This is a genomic window from Cupriavidus gilardii (assembly GCF_013347325.1).
Taxonomy (GTDB): domain Bacteria; phylum Pseudomonadota; class Gammaproteobacteria; order Burkholderiales; family Burkholderiaceae; genus Cupriavidus; species Cupriavidus gilardii.
The window spans coordinates 1,721,575-1,740,825 of the sequence record NZ_CP054626.1 but is presented as its reverse complement, the minus strand read 5'-3'; the positions used below and the strand labels follow the sequence as shown (position 1 = coordinate 1,740,825).

Below are 19,251 nucleotides of genomic sequence, written 5' to 3'. Positions count from 1 at the left end.
AACTGGAGCATCGCGCCACCATACACCATTGGCGTGACGCCAGCGTGGCGATCGGCGGCGCTGCATCAAGCGCGCCGGAAACAGGCGCTGACCACGAGGCCGCTGCCCGGGGCCGGACGATTGGTCAGCACCAGGCGGCCGCCGTTGCGCTGCATGATCCGGTTGACGATCGACATGCCGAGCCCCGCGCCCTTGGCCTCGCTGCGCGCGGCGTCGAGCCGATAGAACGGCCGCGTCAGCAGCGGCAGCTGCGCGTCGGGCACGCCGTCGCCGCGATCGGCGACCACCAGCATCGCCTCCTTGTCGTGGTTGCGCGTGGTGATCTCGACCTCGGCGATGCCGCTGTCCGGATCCTTGGCATAACGGCGGGCGTTCTCGACCAGGTTGTCGAGGATGCGCTGCACCTCCATCCGGTTCGCCATCGCCATCACCGGCTCGGGCGCATGCACGCGGATGCGGATGTCGTCGTGCGCGGCATAGACGTTGACTGCATCGCGCACCAGCGACGACAGGTCGACCGGCTCGCTGCTCTCCTGCGCGGGGCGGGCGTAGTTCAGGAACTGGCCGATGATCGCGTCCATCTGCTCGATGTCGGCGATCATCGCCTCGCGCGTGCTGTCGTCGACCGGCGACATCTCGGTCTCCAGGCGCAGCCGCGTCAGCGGCGTGCGCAGGTCGTGCGAGATGCCGGCCAGCATCACCACGCGGTCGTCGTCGAGCTGGCGCAGGTCGCGCACCATCTGGTTGAAGCTGTGATTGGCCTGGGCAACCTCGCTGGCGCCGCGCTCGGGCAGCGGCGGGGGATCGCCGCCCGAACCGATCGCGCGCGCGGCATCGGCCAGCCGCTTGAGCGGCCGGTTGACCCGCGCGGTGATGAAGGCCGCGCCGAAGATCGACAGCAGCAGCGCGGCCACGGTCCACCACAGCCATTGCAGCCCCGGTACGCGCTCGAAGCGTTCCGGGCTGATCGCGACCCAATAGTCGTCGCCCTCGATCTCGAAGCTGACCCAGACGCCCGGAATGTCGTTGACCGTGGTCGCGATGACGGTATCGCCGCCGAGCCGGCCACGGATTTCCTGCTGCACCAGCTGGGTCAGGAAGGGATTCGCGGTGGGCGTGGTGAAGTCGTCGTCGCGCTCGCGCGGATAGACCTTGATGCCCTCGTTCTGTACCAGGTCGAGCAGCAGGAAGCGGCGCCGCGCCGGGTCGGAATAGAGCAGGGCCGCGCGCGTCAGCTTGACCACGCTGACCACCTGCATCGCGATCTGCTGCGCGCGCGGGGCGCGTTCGAACAGCCGGTAGCTCTGAAACCAGATGCCCAGCGAAATGGCCAGCAGCAGCGCGATCAGCATGAAGGTCCGCCAGAACAGCGAACCGAAGAAACGCGTGGCCGTGCGGCGGATCACAGTCGCCACGATAACGGCCGGGACTTATTTCACGCCATCGGGAATGAAGACGTAGCCCAGCCCCCAGACGGTCTGGATGAAGCGTGGATTGCCGGGATCGGGTTCGATCAGCTTGCGCAGGCGCGAGATCTGCACGTCCAGGCTGCGGTCGAACACTTCGTATTCGCGGCCGCGCGCCATTTCCATCAGCTTCTCGCGCGACAGCGGCTGGCGCGGATGGCGGGCGAACACCTTGAGCACCGAGAACTCGCCGGTGGTCAGCGTGATTTCCTCGTCGTTCTTGGTCAGCGTGCGCGTGGCCAGGTTCAGCACGAAGTCGCCGAAGGCGAAGGTCTCCGGCGTTTCCGACGGGGCGCCGGGCACTTCGGCCGGGCCCTTGCGGCGCAGCACCGCATGGATGCGCGCGATCAGTTCGCGCGGGTTGAACGGCTTGGGCAGATAGTCGTCGGCGCCCATTTCCAGGCCGACGATGCGGTCCACGTCCTCGCCCTTGGCCGTCAGCATGATGATCGGCGTCTGGTCGTTGGCGCCGCGCAGACGACGGCAGATCGACAGGCCGTCCTCGCCGGGCATCATCAGATCGAGCACGAGCAGGTCGAAACGCTCGCGCAGCCAGAGCTTGTTCATGGCGGTGGCGTTTTCCGCGACCAGCACGGTAAAGCCTTGCTCGCCGAGATAGCGGCGCAGCAGATCGCGGAGACGGGGGTCGTCGTCCACGACGAGAATCTTGTGGCTGGTATTTTCCATGGCGCTAATCTTAGCGAGTCTCGCTAGGGGTCAAAATGGCTTAACAAAAGGTTACATACTTTACCTTGCGGCTCGCCAAGTGCACAGCGGGCAGCGTTTACACTGCGCGCTGCCCGCAAAGGGCAAATCGGTCAGCCTCGATCCGGGAGCCTTGGCGTCGTCCAGCGCAAGCCCGAAGCGGGCAAGCCCCAGACCGCCATTATCAATGAAAGCGAAATCCACCCGGTCCGAACCGCGCCGCGCGTCCGGCGCCCGACGCCGTGTCGCCGGAGCCCTGCTTGCGCTGCTGCTGCCGTCGATGCTGCTGCATGCCGCCAGCGCGTCCGCGCAGTCGCCGGGACTCGGCGCGCTGCTGCAGGGCCACGCGCGCCATCCGGGCCGGGGCGCGGAGGGCTATCCGGGGCATCCGGGCCATGCCCGGCAGGACCGCGAGCGGCCATCGCCGCGCGAAAGCCGGGGCCGCGCCAACCGCCAGCGCGCCGAGCGCGAGGCCGGCGAGCGGCAGGGCCGCAGCGGCAAGCTGTCGGCCGACGAACGGCGCAAGCTGCGGCAGAGCCTGTACGACATCAGCAGGGAGATGTACCAAGGCAACTAGGGCCGGTCGCGACGCCAGTGTCCCGCGTTCCGCGCCGCTCCCGCGAGCGCGAGAGAGAAGTCATGGCGGGGATCGGTGGGACCTTTTTGCCCGCATCAGCCGCCCGCATCAGCCGCTCGCATTACCCGCCCGCACTCTCCGCCCGCATTACCCGCCCGCATTACCGCGGCCGGAAATGCCGCAGGAAATCGACGAACACCTCCGCCGCCAGCTGCGCGTCCTCGGCGGTGATGGTCTCCAGCGGGTTGTGGCTGATGCCGCCGTTGCCGCAGCGGACGAACAGCATCGCCACGTCGGTGATCCGCTGCATCATCATCGCGTCGTGCCCGGCACCGGACGGCAGCTCGAAGGCCTGCAGGCCGCGCTTGTTCAGCACCGCCGCGAACTGCTCGCGCAGCCACGGCGCGCACGGCGCGTTGTTGACCGGCGGCACCCGTTCCACCTCGGCACGCACGCCGCGGCGCGCGGCGATCGCCTCGATGCCGGCGACGATATCGGCGATCGCGGACTCGCGCACCGCGTCCTCGCCGGCGCGGATATCCATCGAGAAGTGGCACGCGGCAGGAATCACGTTGCTCGAGCCGTTCGGCACCTGCAGCTGGCCCACCGTGCCGACCAGCGTCGGCGCCTGCGCGCAGCGCGACTCGACCAGCAGCACCATCTCGGCGGCCGCGGCGGCCGCATCCTTGCGCATCGTCATCGGCGTGGTGCCGGCATGGCTGGCCAGCCCCTCCACCCGCACCTGAAAGCGGCTGCTGCCGGCGATCTGTGTGACGATGCCCAGCGGCAGGTCATGGTGCAGCAGCACTGGTCCCTGTTCGATATGGACCTCGACGAAGGCCAGCAGCGTCGCGGGGTCGACCGCGGCCGCGCGCAGCGCCTCGGGATCGCCGCCGCCCGGCAGGTCCGATTGCGCCAGCGCCTGCGCCAGCGTGATGCCGTCGGCGTCGGCGCGCGCCAGCAGCGCCGGGTCGAAGCGGCCGGCCAGCGCGCTGCTGGCCAGGAAGCTGGTCTTGAAGCGCAGCCCCTCCTCCTCGGCAAAGCCGACCACCTCGAAATGGTAGGGCAGCCGGATGCCGGCCTCGTTCAGCGCGCCGACCACCGCGATCGGCAGCAGGATGCCGAGCCGGCCGTCATAGCGCCCGCCATTGCGGACCGTGTCGAAGTGCGAGCCGGTCATCAGTACCTTCGCATCGGGGCCAGCGGACGGATCGGCCTCGTAGCGGCCGATCACGTTGCCGATCGCATCGACGCGCACCTGCATGCCTGCCGCGCGCATGCGTTCGGCCAGCATCGCGGCGGCGGCGCGATGGGCCGGCGTCAGATAGGCGCAGGTCAGGCCGCCCTCCATATCGGAGAAGCGCGCGAGCGCCTCGGCGGCATCGAGAATGGACTGGCCCAGGGAAGGAGAGGGGGAATGCATGTGCTGGCTCTTCGGTACGTCGATGGGAAGGGAAGTCATGCCGTCGCGGCGGACGGCACGCGTTCGCGTTGCAGCAGCGCCGCGGCCGCCGAGCCGCTGCGCGTCGCCGCTTCGATGGTGGCCGGGTAGGGCCCATAGGCGCCGTCGCGCCCGTCGGTATAGTCGCCCGCCAGCGCCAGGCGCGGCACGCCGATATCGTTGCCGGGACGCGCCAGGCCCGGTATGCAGCGGAACGTGGCCAGGCGTTCGGCGATCACGAATTCGCCGCGCGCGTCGGCAAGGTGCGCGGCACCGGCAATCCACGGTGCGAGTTGCGTGGCAAGCTGCGCGCGCACGCGCCGCGCCAGCTCTGCCTGCGGCAGCGCGGCGGCATCGTCGGCCGCGCTGATCACGACCGACCAGACGTTGTCGTGATCCGGCGCGGCCGACGCGCGGGGCTCGGTCGACAGCGCGGCGCGATCGAAGACGAACTGACCCGGCGCGGCGGCGCTGGCGTCGAGCGCGAGAAACGGACGCGGCAGGCGCAGCGCGCCGACGTTCAGATACAGCGTGACGATCGGCACATGGTCGAAGGCCTGCAGCTTCGCCGCGGCCGCCTGCAGCGCGGCCTGGTGCGGGCCATGCGGGACCTGCGCCAGCAGGCGCGCCGCCTGCCGCGGCGCGGTGGCGACGACCAGCTGCGCGACCTCCTGCCGGCCGGCGTGCGTCTGCAGCAGCCAGCCGTGCGGGCTTTGCGAAATCGCCTGCACCGCGGCGCCGGTCCGTACCGTGCCGCCCGCGGCAACGATCGCGTGCGCGGCGGCCTCGGGAAACAGCCGGCTCAGGTCCCGGCGCGGCACCAGCATGTCGCTGTCCCCGCGCGCCGCCAGCAGGCTGTCGCGCAGCACGCGGCGGAACACGCGGGCGTCGGCCTGTTCGGCCGGGGTGTTCAGCGCGGCCACGCACAGCGGGAACCACAGGCGTTCCCGCAGCGACGACGGTGCCTGCGCCAGCCACGCGGCGACGGTCTCGCCGCCGATGTTGGCACCCGCGCCATCGGTATCAGCAGCATCGTCGTCATCGCTGGCGGCGCGCAGCCGCGACAGCGCCTGCGCCAATGCCGCGCGCTCGCGCCAGCCCAGCCCGCGTGCGGTCAGGCCCATGCCGAGCAGATGCCAGGGCGCCGGCAGGCGCGGCGCCTGCAGCCGCCAGCCATCGGCATAGGCCATCTGCAGCGGCAGCCGCAGCAGCGCGGCATCGGGATCGACGCCGGCGCGGCGCATCAGCGCGAGGGTATGGCGATAGGCGCCGAGCAGCAGATGCTGGCCGTTGTCGAGTTCGCCTGCCACCTGCGGATGGCGCCGCGCGACGCGGCGCGCGCGGCCGCCGAGCACCGGCGCGGCTTCGAACACATGGACGACGCGCCCGGCCTGCGCCAGTTCGAGCGCGGCGGCCATGCCGGCCCAGCCGCCGCCGATGATGCCGACCGCGCCGGCTGCGCCCACCGCGTCGCCGGCTCGCGGCGACGTTGCGGCGGGCGTGGCGGCGGGCGTGGCGGCGCGTTCCGCCATCGCGGTGTTCAGCGGTTGCGTATCCACGTCTTCCATGCGATCCACAGCTTGCGCATGGGGGTCAGCGAGATGCGCTGGTTCAATACCTGGAAGCCGCTGGCCTCGATCTCGTCGAGCAGGGCGTGATAGATCGCGCCCATCAGCAGGCCGGCGCGCTGGGCGCGGCGGTCGCTATCGGGCAGCAGCGCCAGCGCCTCGCGGTAGAAGGTGCGCGCGCGTTCGGCGTGATATTGCATCAGCGCGACGAAGCGCGGCGAATGGCGGCCCTGCATGATGTCGGCGGCCGGCACTTCGAAGCGCTGCAGCACATTGACCGGCAGATAGAGCCGGCCGCGCCGCGCATCCTCGCCGACGTCGCGGATGATATTGACCAGCTGCAGCGAGCGCCCCAGTTTCTCGGCGAATTCGAGCGTGCGTGGATCGCGGTAGCCGAAGATGCGCGCGCTCATCGTGCCGACCACGCCGGCCACGCAATGGCAATAACGGTCCAGGCCCGCCTCGTCCAGATAGCGCGTCTGCATCAGGTCCATCTCCATGCCCTCCAGTACCTCGGCGAGCATCGGCTGCGTCAGGCCGCAGGAGGCCAGATGCGGCTGCAGCGCGAGCGTGGTCGGATGGGTCGGTTCGCCGGCGAACAGGCGCTTGAGCTCGCCGTGCCACCAGGCCAGCTGCTGCTGGGCGACGGTCAGGTCCTGGGTCTCGTCGACGACGTCGTCGACCTCGCGGCACCAGGCATAGAGCGCGGTGATGGCGCGCCGCCGTTCCGGGGGCAGGAACAGGAAGCTGTAGTAGAAGCTGGAGCCGCTCTGGGCGGCCTTGTCTTGGCAGTACTGGTCGGGCGTCAAAGCGGTCTCGCGCTCGCTAGGGGACACACTGGGGGGCTCAATCTGGGGGCTCGATCCCGGACTCGATCCGGATGCAAGCCCGGCTCGGTCCCGAACTCAATGAGCCGGCTTGCTCGGCGCGGTGCCGCTGCGGTAGCGCGCTGCCGCCCGCCATGCCAGCAGCAGCCAGTCGGCGGGCCCGAGCGTCGGACGGCGCCGGAAGACATCGTAGCCGACGGCCTCGATGCGTTCCAGCACGCGCAGGCCGCCTTGCACCACCAGCCGCAGCTCCCAGCCGATACGCCAGTCCACCGTGCGAGGCAGGTCCAGCGCGAGCGAAGCGCCGGATTGTAGCATCGCCTCCGTGCGGATCTTCAGCTCCTCCATCAGCGCCAGCCAGCGCACGTCGCAGCGGCCCTCGGCCAGCGCGTTTTCGTCGACGCCGTGGCGCGCCATCGCGTCGGCGGGCAGGTAGATGCGGCCGCGCGCGAAGTCGATCGCGACGTCCTGCCAGAAGTTGACCAGCTGCAGGCCGGTGCAGATCGCATCGGCACGCGCGAAGCGGTCCGGCGTGGCCGCGCCGTACAGATGCAGCATCAGCCGGCCCACCGGATTCGCGGAGCGGCGCGAATAGTCGAGCAGGCTGTCCCAGTCGGCATGACGGTGCACCGTCACGTCCTGCCGGAACGCATCGAGCAGATCGTGGAACAGCGGCAGCGGCAGCCGGTATTCGGCGATGACCTCGGCCAGCGCGCGCATCATCGGCGTACCGGGATCGGTGCCGGCGCCGATGCGTTCGAGCGCATCGGACAGGGCGCCGAGCGCGGCCAGCCGCTCGGCGGGCGCCGCATCGCCCTCGTCCGCCAGATCGTCGGCGGTGCGGGCGAAGCGGTAGATCACCGCCACTGGCCGGCGCAGCGGGCGGGGCAGCAGCACGCTGGCCACCGGAAAGTTCTCGTAGTGGTCCACGACATCGCCTTCCGCGGCCGCGGGGGCGTCCGGCATTGACGCCGGCATCGGGGACGGCGTTTGCGGGGTATCGGCGGAAGGCGCGTCGGGCTTGGACATGGCGGCAGCATTGTAACCACGCGGCCTGCATGCAAGGGCATGCCGGGACGCCCGGCACCCTACCCATTGGGGGGCCGTCGACACGCATCACGCGCCAATTGGCGCCTAAATCGACGGTTCCACCCCCCAAATGGGGTGGTTCGTCGCGTCGCGTTTGACGCACCCCGAAGGGGTCGATATATTGCTGACCGGCCGGTTATTTACTGCCGGACCCGCCGTCCTTCGGTCGGCGCCCTTGTCGTGTCGCGCGGCAGCCTTGCGGCTTGCCGCCAGTCCGGCCGTGCCGGCGCACGTCGCCTCTCGTCATGCCGTTGCACCCGTCTCATCGCCATCCATGCCAGTGCCTTGCCCTGGGCCGGAAGTCGCGGCCGTCAACGCTTTGAAGCCCCTGCCGTCGACCGTCGGCATGGTGTTGCCGTGCTTGCTTGCCCTGCTGGTGCTCGGCGGCTGTTCGCGCGAGCCCGAGCGCGCGCCGGACGTCCGGCCGGTGCGTCTGTTGCAGCTGCAGTCGGCGACAGGCCAGTCTGCCTATGAGTTCTCCGGCGACGTGCGGCCGCGCATCGAATCGCGGCTCGGCTTCCGCGTCGGCGGCAAGATCGCTGCGCGGCTGGTCGACGTCGGGGCGACTGTGCGGCGCGGCCAACCGCTGGCCCGGCTCGATCCGACCGACCTGAACCTGGCCGAGCAGGGCTCGCGCGCCCAGTACGAGGCGGCGCGCACCGACCGCGACCTGGCGGCGGCCGATCTGAAGCGCTACAACGACCTGTTTGCCAAGGGCTTTATCAGCGCGGCGGAGCAGAACCGTCGCCAGGCCAGCTACGAGGCCGCCGCCGCGCGGCTGCGCCAGGCCGAGGCCGCGCTGCGCGAGCAGAGCAACCAGACCGGATATACGGTGCTGGCCGCCGATGCCGACGGCGTGGTTACCGCAATCGACGCAGAAGTGGGGCAGGTGGTCAGCGCCGGACAGTCGGTGGTGCGGGTCGCGCAGACCGCCGAGAAGGAGGTCGCGATCGGTCTGCCCGAGGACCAGGTCGACTGGCTGCGCGACATCCGCGACGTCAGCGTGCGGACCTGGGCCGAGCCGGAGCGCAGGCTGCCGGGCCGCGTGCGCGAGATCGCGGCGGCCGCGGATCCGGTCACGCGCACCTACGCGGCACGCATCACCGTGCCCAATCCGCCCGCCGACCTGAAGTTCGGCATGACCGCGATGGTCACCTTCGTGCGGACCGGCGCCTCGCCGGCGGTGCGCGTGCCGTTGACCGCGTTGCTGCAGCAGCAGGGCAGCAACCAGGTCTGGGTCTACGACAGCGCGGCCGGCACGGTACAGCCCGTCGCGGTCACGCTGGGCCAGCCGATCGGCAACGAGGTCGAGGTCAGCAGCGGGCTGCGTCCGGGCCAGACCATCGTCACCGCCGGCGTGCATCTGCTCAAGCCGGGCCAGAAGGTGCGGCCGTTGCAGGCCGTCGCGCCCGCCTCGGCGCCTGTCCCCGCCGCGACGCCGGCAAACCCGCCGGCCAGCGCGCCGGCCGCCCGCAGCTAAGGGCGCCGCGATGGAGCACTCCCGATTCAATCTGTCGCGCTGGGCGCTCGAGCACCAGGCGCTGACCCGCTATCTGCTGGTGGTGTTGCTGCTGGCCGGGCTGATGTCGTACTTCCAGCTTGGCCAGGACGAGGACCCGCCGTTCACCTTCCGCGTGATGGTGGTGCAGGCCTTCTGGCCCGGTGCCACCGCCGAGCAGATCGCGGTGCAGGTCACCGACAAGCTCGAACGCCAGCTGCAGGAGGTGCCCTACGCGGACAAGATCCGCAGCTTCTCGAAACCGGGCGAGACCACCGTGATCTTCCAGCTGCGCGACGACGCGCCGGCGAAGGAGACGGCGCAGATCTGGTACACGGTGCGCAAGAAGATCGGCGATATCGCCGGCACGCTGCCCGCCGGCGTGCGCGGGCCATTCTTCAACGACGAGTTCGGCGATGTCTACGGCACCATCTATGCGCTGTCCGCCGACGGCTTCACCTACAAGGAGCTGCGCGAGTACGCCGACCTGGTGCGGCAGCAGCTGCTGCGCGTGCCGTCGGTGGCCAAGGTGTCGCTGATCGGCCTGCAGGACGAGAAGATCTATATCGAGTTCAACCAGACCCGCTTCGCGCAGCTCGGCCTGGACCTGAACGCGATCGCCGACCAGATCGCCGAGCAGAACAACCTGACCGCCAGCGGCGTGCTGGTGACCCCCAGCGACAACGTGCAGGTGCGCGTGTCGGGCCAGTTCGCCGATGTCGGCGATCTGCGCAACATGGTGCTGCGCGGGCCCAACGGCGCGGCCAACATCCGGCTCGGCGATATCGCCCGCGTCTATCGCGGCTATGTCGATCCGCCCGCGCCGCGCATGCGCTTCAACGGCAAGGACGTGATCGGCCTGGGCATCTCGATGGAGAAGGGCGGCGACATCATCGCGCTGGGCGAGGCACTGCGCGCCGAGGCCGACGCGCTGCGCAAGCAGCTGCCGGTCGGCATCGAGATGGAGCAGGTGCAGGACCAGCCCGAGGCGGTCAAGCGTTCGGTGGGCGAGTTCGTGCGCGTGCTGATCGAGGCTGTGGTGATCGTGCTGGCGGTCAGCTTCATCTCGCTGGGCCTGCATACGAAGCCGCTGCGGCTCGATGCGCGCCCCGGCCTGGTGGTGGCGCTGACCATCCCGCTGGTGCTGGCGGTCACCTTCCTGTTCATGAACGTGTTCGACATCGGCCTGCACAAGGTGTCGCTGGGCGCGCTGATCATCGCGCTGGGCCTGCTGGTCGACGATGCGATCATCGCGGTCGAGATGATGGTGCGCAAGCTCGAGGAAGGCTTCTCCAAGATGGAGGCGGCGACCTTCGCCTATACGTCGACCGCGATGCCGATGCTGACCGGCACCTTGATCACCGCCGCCGGCTTCCTGCCGGTCGGGCTCGCGCGTTCGACGGTCGGCGAATACACGTTCGCGATCTTCGCGGTGACGGCGCTCGCGCTGGTGCTGTCGTGGCTGGCAGCGGTCTATTTCACGCCGTACCTGGGCTACCTGCTGCTGAAGGTCAAGCCGAGCGAGGGCGGCCATCACGAGGTGTTCGACACGCCGTTCTATGCACGCTTCCGGCGCGCGGTGGACTGGTGCGTGGACTGGCGCAAGACCGTGATCGCGATCACGCTGGGAACCTTCGCGCTCGGCATCTTCGCCTTCCAGTTCGTCCAGAAGCAGTTCTTCCCCGATTCCAGCCGGCCGGAACTGATGGTCGAGATGTGGCTGCCCGAGGGCGCCAGCTTCGCGCAGAGCGAGGCCGAGGCCAGGCGCTTCGAGGCCGCGCTGCGCGGCGATGCCGATGTCGGCAGCATCACGACGTTCGTCGGCACCGGCGCGCCGCGCTTCTACCTGCCACTGGACCAGATCTTTCCGCAGAGCAATGTGGTGCAGCTGATCGTGCTGCCGGTCGACGTCGAGGTGCGCGAGCGGCTGCGCCAGCGCATCATCGCGCTGCTGGCGAGCGACTTCCCGCAATTGCGCGGACGCGTGAAGCTGCTGCCGAACGGGCCCCCCGTGGCCTATCCGGTGCAGTTCCGCGTGATCGGGCCGGAAGCCGCGACAGTACGCCGGATCGCCGACCAGGTCAAGGCGATCATGAGCGCGAACCCGAACACCGTCGGCGTCAACGACAACTGGAACGAGAACGTCAAGGTCTTGCGCCTGGATATCGACCAGGAAAAGGCCCGTGCGCTCGGCGTGACCACCAATGCGATCGCCCGCGTCACCCAGACCGTGCTGACCGGCGCGCCGGTCGGACAGTATCGCGACGGCGACAAGCTGATCGACATCGTGATGCGCTCGGCCAAGGACGAACGCGAGGCGCTGGCCGATCTGCACAACGTGCAGGTGCCGACGAGCAGCGGCCGCGCGGTGCCGCTGACGCAGGTCGCGCGCATCGGCATCCGCTCCGAGCCGGGCATCGTCTGGCGCGAGAATCGCGACTTCGGCGTGACCGTGCAGGCCGACGTGGTCGACGGCATCCAGGGGCCGACCGTGACGGCGCAGATCGATCCGCAGCTCGACAAGCTGCGCGCCGAGCTGCCGGCCGGCTACCTGATCACGGTGGCCGGGGCCGAAGAGGAGAGCGGCAAGGCCGGTGCGTCGATTGCCGCGCAACTGCCGCTGTGCGTGTTCCTGATCTTCACGCTGCTGATGCTGCAGCTGCATAGCTTCTCGCGTGCCGTGATGGTGTTCCTGACCGGCCCGCTGGGGCTGATCGGCGCCGCGGCGACGCTGTTGCTGCTGCGCTCGCCGATGGGCTTCGTCGCCCAGCTCGGCATTACCGCGCTGGTCGGCATGATCATCCGCAACTCGGTGATCCTGGTCGACCAGATCGAGCAGGACATCCGCGCCGGCGTGCCGGCCTGGACCGCGATCGTCGAGGCCGCGGTACGCCGCTTCCGGCCGATCATGCTGACCGCGGCGGCCGCCGTGCTGGCGATGATCCCGCTGTCGCGCTCGGTGTTCTGGGGGCCGATGGCGGTGGCGATCATGGGCGGACTGATCGTCGCCACGGTGCTGACGCTGCTGTTCCTGCCGGCGCTGTACGCGGCCTGGTTCCGCGTGCGGCGGCCGGAGCAGGGGAGCGGCGTGATGGCTTGATGGCGTGACGGCGCGTCGGCGTGTCGGCGTGTCGGCGAAGGGCCGCCCGGGGGGCTGGATTCGCGCGAAACCATGCGCTACAATCCGCGGTCTTTGCCGGGCAGCGGTGCAACGCCGCAGGCCGGTCGGAGAAGCAGGGGCGGCAAGCGGTTCCAGTCGCCTCTTTTGTTTTTTCGGCCCGATGTTCGGCAGACCGCGGTGCCTCCCGTCAGGGCGGCACCGCCTGGACCGCGAGGGTGGCGAAATTGGTAGACGCACCAGGTTTAGGTCCTGACGCCAGCAATGGTGTAGGGGTTCGAGTCCCCTCCCTCGCACCACACTTCTTCATCGCCACTTCCTGTCGGCGTGCGCCGGCCGGTGTGATCGGCGAAACATTTGCTTACCGACGTTTCACCTGATGGGTCGCCGGCGTTCCGCGCCGGCGCTAAGCTCTTCGAGAAGAAGAACTCTCCGTCGGCCCGTATCGGATCGGGACACCATCATGACTGCAACCGCAACATCCCTCTGTCTCGCCGCCTTGCTCGCGCTGCCGCTGGCCGCCCAGGCCGATCCCTGGAAGGACGAAAGCGGCCATGGCAAATGGCGCGGCCATCACCATGGCGGCGACTACAAGGAAGAATACTGGGACGGCAACTGCAAGGTCGAACGCAAGTTCAAGGGCAACGGCGACTACAAGGAAGAGCGCAAGTGCAAGGGGCCGCGCTACGGCTACTACGGCCCGGCGCCGGTCTATGTCGAACCCGCCCCGGTCTATGTGCCGCCGGGCGTCACCGTGCATGGCACCGTGACCTTCCCCCGCTGATGTCCCGCTGAATTGTTCTGGATGGACGGCGCGATCGCCGCCGCCCGTCTTGCCGCGTCGCGTTCCGCCGCCGCGTCCGCGCGTCATGTCCCCCGCGTCCTATAGTAGATACCCGCAGGCCAGCGTTGCACCGGCGCCCCCAGTGATGGCTGATGGACGGCGCGCCACGCGCCTCACGCCAGTGCGCGCCATCCCTGTATCTCGATGAGGGGACCCATCATGGCACTGGCAACCACCCTGGCGACTTGCCTGAGCAGCAAGAACAGCCATTTCGATATCATCCGCCACCCCTATGCGCTGGGCAGCATGGCCACCGCGCAGGCCGCCCATGTGCCGGGCGATCGCCTGGTCAAGACGGTATTGCTCGAGGACGAGGCGGGCTACGTGGCGGCGGTGATGCCGTCGACCCGCCTGCTCGATCTGTCCGAACTATGCGAGCGCACCGGGCGCCGGCTGACGATGGCCAGCGAGGACGAGGTGCGCGAAGTGTTCAAGGACTGCGTGCTCGGCGCGATTCCGCCGGTCGGCATGGCGTATGGCATGCGCACCTATATCGATGACAGCCTGCTCGGCCAGCCCGAGGTCTATTTCGAGGCGGGCGACCACGAGGAACTGATCCATATGACGACGGAAGCGTTCCTGGATCTGATGGCCGGCGCCGAGCGAGGGCAGTTCACCCGCCGCATGATGTAGCGGGGCGGGCGCAGCGCCGGCACGCAGCGCTGTCCCGCGCTCAGGGCTGTTCGCCTTCCAGCGTGAAGGCGGCGCCGGCGTCCTGGCCGAGCAGTTCGACCAGCGCCGGCAGCGCCGCCTCCAGCGCGGCGCGCAAGGTCCACGGCGGATTGGCGACGAACATGCCGCTGCCGTGCAGGCCGAGTCCGCCGGGCACCGGGTGCTTGACGGTCAGCGTCGCGTGCAGCCAGCTCTTGAACGGCAGCGCCTTCATCTGGACCGGCAATTGCACGGACTCGCGCCGCTGCACCTGCGGATACCAGACCGCATAGGTCCCCGTGGCAAAGCGCTGCAGCCCGTCGCGCAGGCATTGCAAGGTGCGCGCGTAGTCCTGCTTGTCCTCGTAAGACGGATCGATCAGCACCAGCGCGCGGCGCGGCGGGGGCGGCAGGATGGCCTTGATGCCGCCGAAACCATCACCGTCATACAGCATCACGCGACGGCCCGCGCCGCGGAAGTTCTCGCGCAGCACCTGGATCTCGGTGCTGTGCAATTCGAACAGCCGCAGCCGGTCCGCCTCGCGCAGCGTCTGCCAGGCCAGCCACGGCGAGCCGGGATAGTGCCGCAGGCGGCCGTCGGGATTGAGCGTGCGCACCTGGTCCAGGTATTGCTGCAGCAGCGGCGGCAGCGCACGGCCGTCCGCGGCGGCGCGCCACAGCGGCGCGATGCCGGTCTCGAACTCCGACTTCCTGGTCGCGTAGCCTTCGTCCAGCGCATAGAGGCCGGCGCCGGCATGCGTGTCGATATACCAGAACGGCTTGTCCTTCTGCGTCAGGTAATCGAGCAGGTGGGCGACGATGGCGTGCTTGAGAACGTCGGCGTGATTGCCGGCGTGAAAGGCGTGGCGATAGCTGAGCATGGCAGGGGCGGGCGGAGCAGGGCGCCATGCTACCATCCGGCCGACCTTCCGCGGCGCCCAGCGCCGTCATGCAGCATGCTGCGGCGGTTTTGCCGTGCCGCGAGACGCCTTTCCCCGCAGTCCTCCGCCCCGTTTTTGTTCTCCCGATGCCCCGCGCCCTCGATCCCGCCGAGCCGATCCTGTCCGACCAGGGGACGCCGTACTCGCCGCGCTATGACGACGTCTATCACAGCGTCGAGGGCGGACTGGCGCAGGCGCGGCACGTGTTTCTCGGCGGCAATGGCCTGCCGCAGGCGTGGCAGGGCCGGGAGCAGTTCGTCATCGTCGAGACGGGCTTTGGCCAGGGGCTCAATTTCCTGGCGACGTGGCAGGCCTGGCGCGACGATCCGCGCCGCTGCGCGCGCCTGCATTTCGTCTCGATCGAGAAGCATCCGTTCACACGCGAGGGGCTGGCCGAGCTGCACGCCGGCCTCGGCGAGCTCGCTCCGCTGGCGCGGCAGCTGCAGGCCGCGTGGCCGTTGGCATTGGCCGGGCTGCATCGGCTCGCCTTCGACGGCGGCGCGGTGATGCTGACGCTGGCGCTGGGCGACGTGCAGGCGCTGCTGCCGCGCCTGGCCGTGGGCGCCGACGCCTTCTATCTGGATGGCTTCGCCCCGGCGCGCAATGCCGACATGTGGGACCCGACGGTGATGAAGGGGCTGGCCAGGCTGGCCCGTCCCGGCGCCACGCTGGCGACCTATACGGCCGCCGGCTTCGTCAGGCGCGGCCTGCAGGCGGCAGGCTTCGCGGTCAGCAAGGTGCCCGGCTTCGGCAGCAAGCGCGACATGACGGTCGCGCGCCTGCCTGCCGAACGCCGCCGTCGCCATCTGCCGCCGATGCCCGGTGCCTGGACTCGGCGCCACGCGATCGTGATCGGCGCCGGGTTGGCCGGTTGCGCGGTGACCGAGCGGCTGGCCGCGCGGGGCTGGCGCGTGACGCTGATCGACGCGCACGACGGTCCGGCGCGGGAGACCTCGTCGCATCGCGCCGCGGCCATGCATCCGCATCTGTCGCCGGACGACAGCGTGCTGTCGCGGCTGTCGCGCGCCGGCAATCAGTACGCCTTGCGGGCATGGCGGGCGCTGGCCGAAGCGGGGCATCCGGTCGGCTGGAGGGGGTGCGGCGTGCTGCAGGTCGGCCAGGACGACGATGACTCGGCGCTCCAGCAGCGCGCGTTGGCCGAGCTTGGCTTGCCGCCGGAATACGTGCAATGGATGAGCGCGCAGCAGGCGGCCGCCGAGCATGGCGCGACGGTGGCGCGCGGCGGCCTGTGGTTTCCGCAGGGCGGATGGGTGGCGCCGCCCGACGTCTGCCGCGCGCAGCTGGCAATGGCCGGCGAGGCCGTGGAGACGCGGTTCGGCTGCCGTATCGCCTCGCTGCACCGGACCGAGGGCGGCTGGCAGGTATCCGACGAGGCGGGGCAGCCGGTGGCGGAGGCGCCGGTGCTGGTGCTGGCCAATGCGCACCACGCGAGCGGCCTGATGCCGCTGCGCCACCTGCCGATCCGCCGCGTGCGGGGACAGCTGACCACGCTCGAGGCCGGCGATGTGGCCCGGCTGGGCCGCTGGCCCGACTGCGTGGTGACGGGCAGCGGTTACCTGCTGCCGCGCGACGGGGGCGGCAGCGCCAGGATCGGTTCCAGCTACGAGCCCGACGAAGGGCCGCTGGTCGAGCGGGTCGAGACCCATGCCGACAATCTGCGCCGGCTATCGACGCTGTTGCCGGACCGCGGTGCGGCGCTGGACGGGCTGGATCCCGCCGCGCTGCACGGCTATGTCGGCGTGCGCAGCGTGTCGCACAATCGCCTGCCGTGGGTCGGCCAGGTCGCCGACGAGGCCGAATGCGAGCGCCGGGCCGCCTCGCTGCGCGGCGCGCATCTGCGCGATCTGCCGCGGCTGCCGGGCCTGTACGTGGCGCTGGCATTTGCCTCGCGCGGATTGACCTGGGCGGCGCTGGCCGGCGAACTGCTGGCCAGCCGGATCGAGGGGGAGCCGCTGCCCGTCGAAAGCGATCTGGCCGACGCGCTCGATCCGGCGCGGCTGCTGCTGCGCGCGTTGCGGCATGGGCAGCACGGTGGCGCCGGGCACGAGGCCGGGCACGAGGCCGGGCAGGGCGATGAGGGCCCCGATCAGGCCCGGTCAGGGTAAAAACTGCCGGAACCGATTCGAAACCGTGCGATAATCCGCGTTTTCCGTTTGCGCGGTGTGTTTGTTTGCGCGAGCTCGCGATCGGGGCTCAGGCGGCTTGCCCGCGTGCCTCATGCGTGGCTGGTGCGTGCGAACCGTTCGACGGCCTGAGGGAGAAAACCCCTGCACGCAGGCACGCAAGCGGAACGCGCTGACGAACACAACAACATTTCTGGATTGGATTGACGACCATGTCGAATGTGATTGAAAACCTCGGCAAACTCGACCGCAAGGTGACCCTGGCCATTCCGAAGGCCGAGGTCGAGAAGGAGAAGCAGGAACGCCTGGTTCGCCTGTCGAAGACGGTCAAGATGGCCGGCTTCCGCCCGGGCAAGGTGCCGATGAAGATGGTCGAGAAGCAGTACGGCCAGCAGGTCGAATTCGAAGTGCGCTTCGACAAGGCCGCCCGCAAGTTCTTCGACATCACCCAGCAGCAGGACGTCAAGGTCGCCGGCCAGCCCAAGTTCGAGATCAAGACCGAAGGTGTGGCGGACGACGAAGTGGCATTCGATGCCACCTTCGAGGTCTACCCGGAAGTCAAGATCGGTGACCTGTCGGCCGCCGAAGTGGTCCGCACGAAGACCGAGATCACCGACGCCGAGATCGACAAGACCATCGACATCCTGCGCAAGCAGCGCGTCCACTACCACGCCCGCGGCGAAGCCGGCGAGCATGGCGATGGCGGCGGCGATGTGGCGGCCAAGAACGGCGACCGCGTGACGGTCGACTTCGTCGGCAAGATCGACGGTGTCGAGTTCGCCGGCGGCAAGGCCGAGGACTTCGTCTTCGTGCTGGGCGAAGGCCGCATGCTGCCCGAGTTCGAGCAGGCCGCCCTCGGCCTGAAGGTCGGCGAAAGCAAGACGTTCCCGCTGGCGTTCCCCGAGGACTATCACGGCAAGGAAGTCGCCGGCAAGACCGCCGAATTCACCATCACGATGAAGCAGGTCGAGTGGGCCCACCTGCCCGAGGTCGACGACAACTTCGCCAAGTCGCTGGGCATCGCCGATGGCAGCGTCGAGAAGATGCGCGCCGACATCCGCGAGAACCTGGAGCGCGAGGTCAAGCGCCGCACGCACGCGATGCTGAAGGACCAGGTCATGGAAGCGCTGCTGAAGGCGAGCGAGCTGGACGTGCCCAAGGCCCTGATCGAACAGGACCAGGAGCGCCTGGTGCAGATGGCCCGCCGCGATCTGGAGCAGCGTGGCATGCCGAACGCCAAGGACATGCCGATTCCGCCGGAGATGTTCGCGCAGCAGGCCGAGCGCCGCGTCAAGCTGGGTCTGATCCTGGCCGAGATCGTCAAGGCCAACGGCCTGGAAGCGAAGGCCGACCAGATCAAGGCCGAGATCGAAGAGTTCGCCAAGAGCTACGAGGATCCGAAGGAAGTCATGCGCTGGTACTACGGCGACCAGCAGCGCCTGGCCGAGATGGAAGCCTACGTGCTCGAAAACAACGTGGTAAATTTCGTGTGCGAGAAGGCCAAGGTTACCGACAAGTCGGTGTCCTTCGAGGAGCTGACGGCCGAAGGCAACGGCGGCCAGCAAGCCTGATCGACAGCCGCCTCAGGGCAAAGCCGCCTTCGGGCGGCTTGTTTGCCTTTTGCCGAGGCCACTGGCCTGCCACCGAATTCCTGGAGAACTCTGCATGACCCGCAATGATTTGCTCGATCGTCTCGCCACCACGCAAGCCTCGGCGCTGGAGACCATGGGCCTCGGGCTGGTGCCGATGGTGGTCGAGCAGTCCGGTCGGGGCGAGCGCGCCTATGACATCTACTCGCGCCTGCTGAAGGAGCGCCTGGTGTTCATGGTGGGCGAAGTCAACGACCAGACCGCCAATCTGGTGATCGCGCAGCTGCTGTTTCTGGAGAGCGAGAATCCCGACAAGGATGTCTTTCTCTACATCAACTCGCCGGGCGGTTCGGTTTCGGCCGGTCTGGCGGTGTACGACACGATGCAGTTCATCAAGCCGGACGTGTCGACGCTGTGCATGGGCATGGCCGCCAGCATGGGCGCATTCCTGCTGGCTGCCGGCGCCAAGGGCAAGCGCCTGGCGCTGCCCAACTCGCGGATCATGATCCACCAGCCGCTGGGCGGCGCGCGTGGCCAGGCCTCGGACATCGAGATCCAGGCGCGCGAGATTCTGTATCTGCGTGAACGCCTGAATTCGATCCTGGCCGACGTGACCGGCCAGCCGGTCGAGAAAATTGCCCGCGACACCGACCGGGACAATTTCATGAGCGGCGACCAGGCAGTCGATTACGGCCTGATCGACAAGGTGATCGCCCGCCGCGGTTAAGCCGGACGCGGCGGCCCGGTTTTCGGGCGCGCCGGCTTTTCGAGTCCCGGCCCGGCCTCAAACGGCC

At 69.2% G+C, this 19,251-nt stretch carries 15 protein-coding genes and 1 tRNA gene; 9 read left to right on the top strand and 7 right to left on the bottom strand.

What is annotated here, in order from left to right:
- Nucleotides 1–65: 65 nt before the first annotated feature.
- A complete protein-coding gene (locus FOB47_RS18135; protein ID WP_151022413.1) occupies nucleotides 66–1,415 on the bottom strand; it encodes an ATP-binding protein in 1,350 nt (449 codons plus the stop codon).
- Nucleotides 1,416–1,430: 15 nt separating this feature from the next.
- Nucleotides 1,431–2,153: an osmolarity response regulator transcription factor OmpR gene (ompR, locus tag FOB47_RS18130; RefSeq protein ID WP_006576352.1), complete on the bottom strand. Its 723-nt coding sequence runs from the start codon at nucleotides 2,151–2,153 to the stop codon at nucleotides 1,431–1,433.
- 205 nt (nucleotides 2,154–2,358) lie between these two features.
- On the opposite strand from ompR, the gene FOB47_RS18125 reads away from it, so the two are divergent.
- On the top strand, nucleotides 2,359–2,748 hold the full coding sequence (locus FOB47_RS18125; protein ID WP_174780983.1) for a hypothetical protein: 390 nt from the start codon (nucleotides 2,359–2,361) through the stop codon (nucleotides 2,746–2,748).
- A gap of 160 nt (nucleotides 2,749–2,908) precedes the next feature.
- Here the strand turns inward: FOB47_RS18125 and FOB47_RS18120 are convergent, their stop codons facing one another.
- From FOB47_RS18120 to hpnC, 4 genes are all read right to left on the bottom strand, one after another.
- Nucleotides 2,909–4,171 carry a Zn-dependent hydrolase gene (locus FOB47_RS18120; RefSeq protein WP_174780996.1) on the bottom strand — a complete coding sequence of 421 codons (1,263 nt, stop codon included), beginning with the start codon at nucleotides 4,169–4,171 and terminating at the stop codon, nucleotides 2,909–2,911.
- A 35-nt stretch (nucleotides 4,172–4,206) separates the two neighbouring features.
- Nucleotides 4,207–5,757: a hydroxysqualene dehydroxylase HpnE gene (gene hpnE, locus FOB47_RS18115; RefSeq protein ID WP_244959326.1), complete on the bottom strand. Its 1,551-nt coding sequence runs from the start codon at nucleotides 5,755–5,757 to the stop codon at nucleotides 4,207–4,209.
- Nucleotides 5,730–6,566 carry a presqualene diphosphate synthase HpnD gene (gene hpnD / locus FOB47_RS18110; RefSeq protein ID WP_053821935.1) on the bottom strand — a complete coding sequence of 279 codons (837 nt, stop codon included), beginning with the start codon at nucleotides 6,564–6,566 and terminating at the stop codon, nucleotides 5,730–5,732. The genes hpnE and hpnD overlap by 28 nt, the downstream gene beginning before the upstream one ends.
- 96 nt (nucleotides 6,567–6,662) lie before the next feature.
- Entirely contained in the window at nucleotides 6,663–7,550 is an 888-nt protein-coding gene (gene hpnC / locus FOB47_RS18105; RefSeq protein ID WP_053821934.1) for a squalene synthase HpnC, read from the bottom strand.
- Nucleotides 7,551–7,947: 397 nt separating this feature from the next.
- Between hpnC and FOB47_RS18100 the strand changes: the two genes are divergently transcribed.
- The 5 genes from FOB47_RS18100 (at nucleotide 7,948) to FOB47_RS18080 (ending at nucleotide 13,766) form a co-directional block, all read left to right on the top strand.
- Nucleotides 7,948–9,153 carry an efflux RND transporter periplasmic adaptor subunit gene (locus tag FOB47_RS18100; protein ID WP_174780982.1) on the top strand — a complete coding sequence of 402 codons (1,206 nt, stop codon included), beginning with the start codon at nucleotides 7,948–7,950 and terminating at the stop codon, nucleotides 9,151–9,153.
- 10 nt (nucleotides 9,154–9,163) lie between these two features.
- On the top strand, nucleotides 9,164–12,271 hold the full coding sequence (locus FOB47_RS18095; protein WP_174781752.1) for an efflux RND transporter permease subunit: 3,108 nt from the start codon (nucleotides 9,164–9,166) through the stop codon (nucleotides 12,269–12,271).
- Nucleotides 12,272–12,501: 230 nt separating this feature from the next.
- Nucleotides 12,502–12,588: transfer RNA gene (locus FOB47_RS18090), tRNA-Leu, on the top strand.
- A gap of 164 nt (nucleotides 12,589–12,752) precedes the next feature.
- Nucleotides 12,753–13,073: a PXPV repeat protein gene (locus FOB47_RS18085; protein ID WP_053821931.1), complete on the top strand. Its 321-nt coding sequence runs from the start codon at nucleotides 12,753–12,755 to the stop codon at nucleotides 13,071–13,073.
- 219 nt (nucleotides 13,074–13,292) lie between these two features.
- Nucleotides 13,293–13,766, top strand: coding sequence for an aminoacyl-tRNA deacylase (locus tag FOB47_RS18080; RefSeq protein WP_053821930.1), 474 nt, complete (start codon nucleotides 13,293–13,295; stop codon nucleotides 13,764–13,766).
- Between the two features lie 40 nt (nucleotides 13,767–13,806).
- Here the strand turns inward: FOB47_RS18080 and FOB47_RS18075 are convergent, their stop codons facing one another.
- Nucleotides 13,807–14,664 (bottom strand): 23S rRNA (adenine(2030)-N(6))-methyltransferase RlmJ, encoded by an 858-nt coding sequence (locus FOB47_RS18075; protein WP_174780994.1) that lies wholly within the window; start codon nucleotides 14,662–14,664, stop codon nucleotides 13,807–13,809.
- Between the two features lie 146 nt (nucleotides 14,665–14,810).
- Between FOB47_RS18075 and mnmC the strand changes: the two genes are divergently transcribed.
- The 3 genes from mnmC to clpP all read left to right on the top strand — a co-directional run bounded on the left by mnmC (nucleotide 14,811) and on the right by clpP (nucleotide 19,184).
- Nucleotides 14,811–16,850 carry a bifunctional tRNA (5-methylaminomethyl-2-thiouridine)(34)-methyltransferase MnmC2/FAD-dependent 5-carboxymethylaminomethyl-2-thiouridine(34) oxidoreductase MnmC1 gene (gene mnmC, locus FOB47_RS18070; protein WP_174781751.1) on the top strand — a complete coding sequence of 680 codons (2,040 nt, stop codon included), beginning with the start codon at nucleotides 14,811–14,813 and terminating at the stop codon, nucleotides 16,848–16,850.
- 230 nt (nucleotides 16,851–17,080) lie between these two features.
- Complete coding sequence (gene tig / locus FOB47_RS18065) at nucleotides 17,081–18,439, top strand: trigger factor (RefSeq protein ID WP_053821928.1); 1,359 nt, start codon at nucleotides 17,081–17,083, stop codon at nucleotides 18,437–18,439.
- Between the two features lie 94 nt (nucleotides 18,440–18,533).
- On the top strand, nucleotides 18,534–19,184 hold the full coding sequence (clpP, locus tag FOB47_RS18060; RefSeq protein WP_053821927.1) for an ATP-dependent Clp endopeptidase proteolytic subunit ClpP: 651 nt from the start codon (nucleotides 18,534–18,536) through the stop codon (nucleotides 19,182–19,184).
- Nucleotides 19,185–19,251 lie beyond the last annotated feature (67 nt).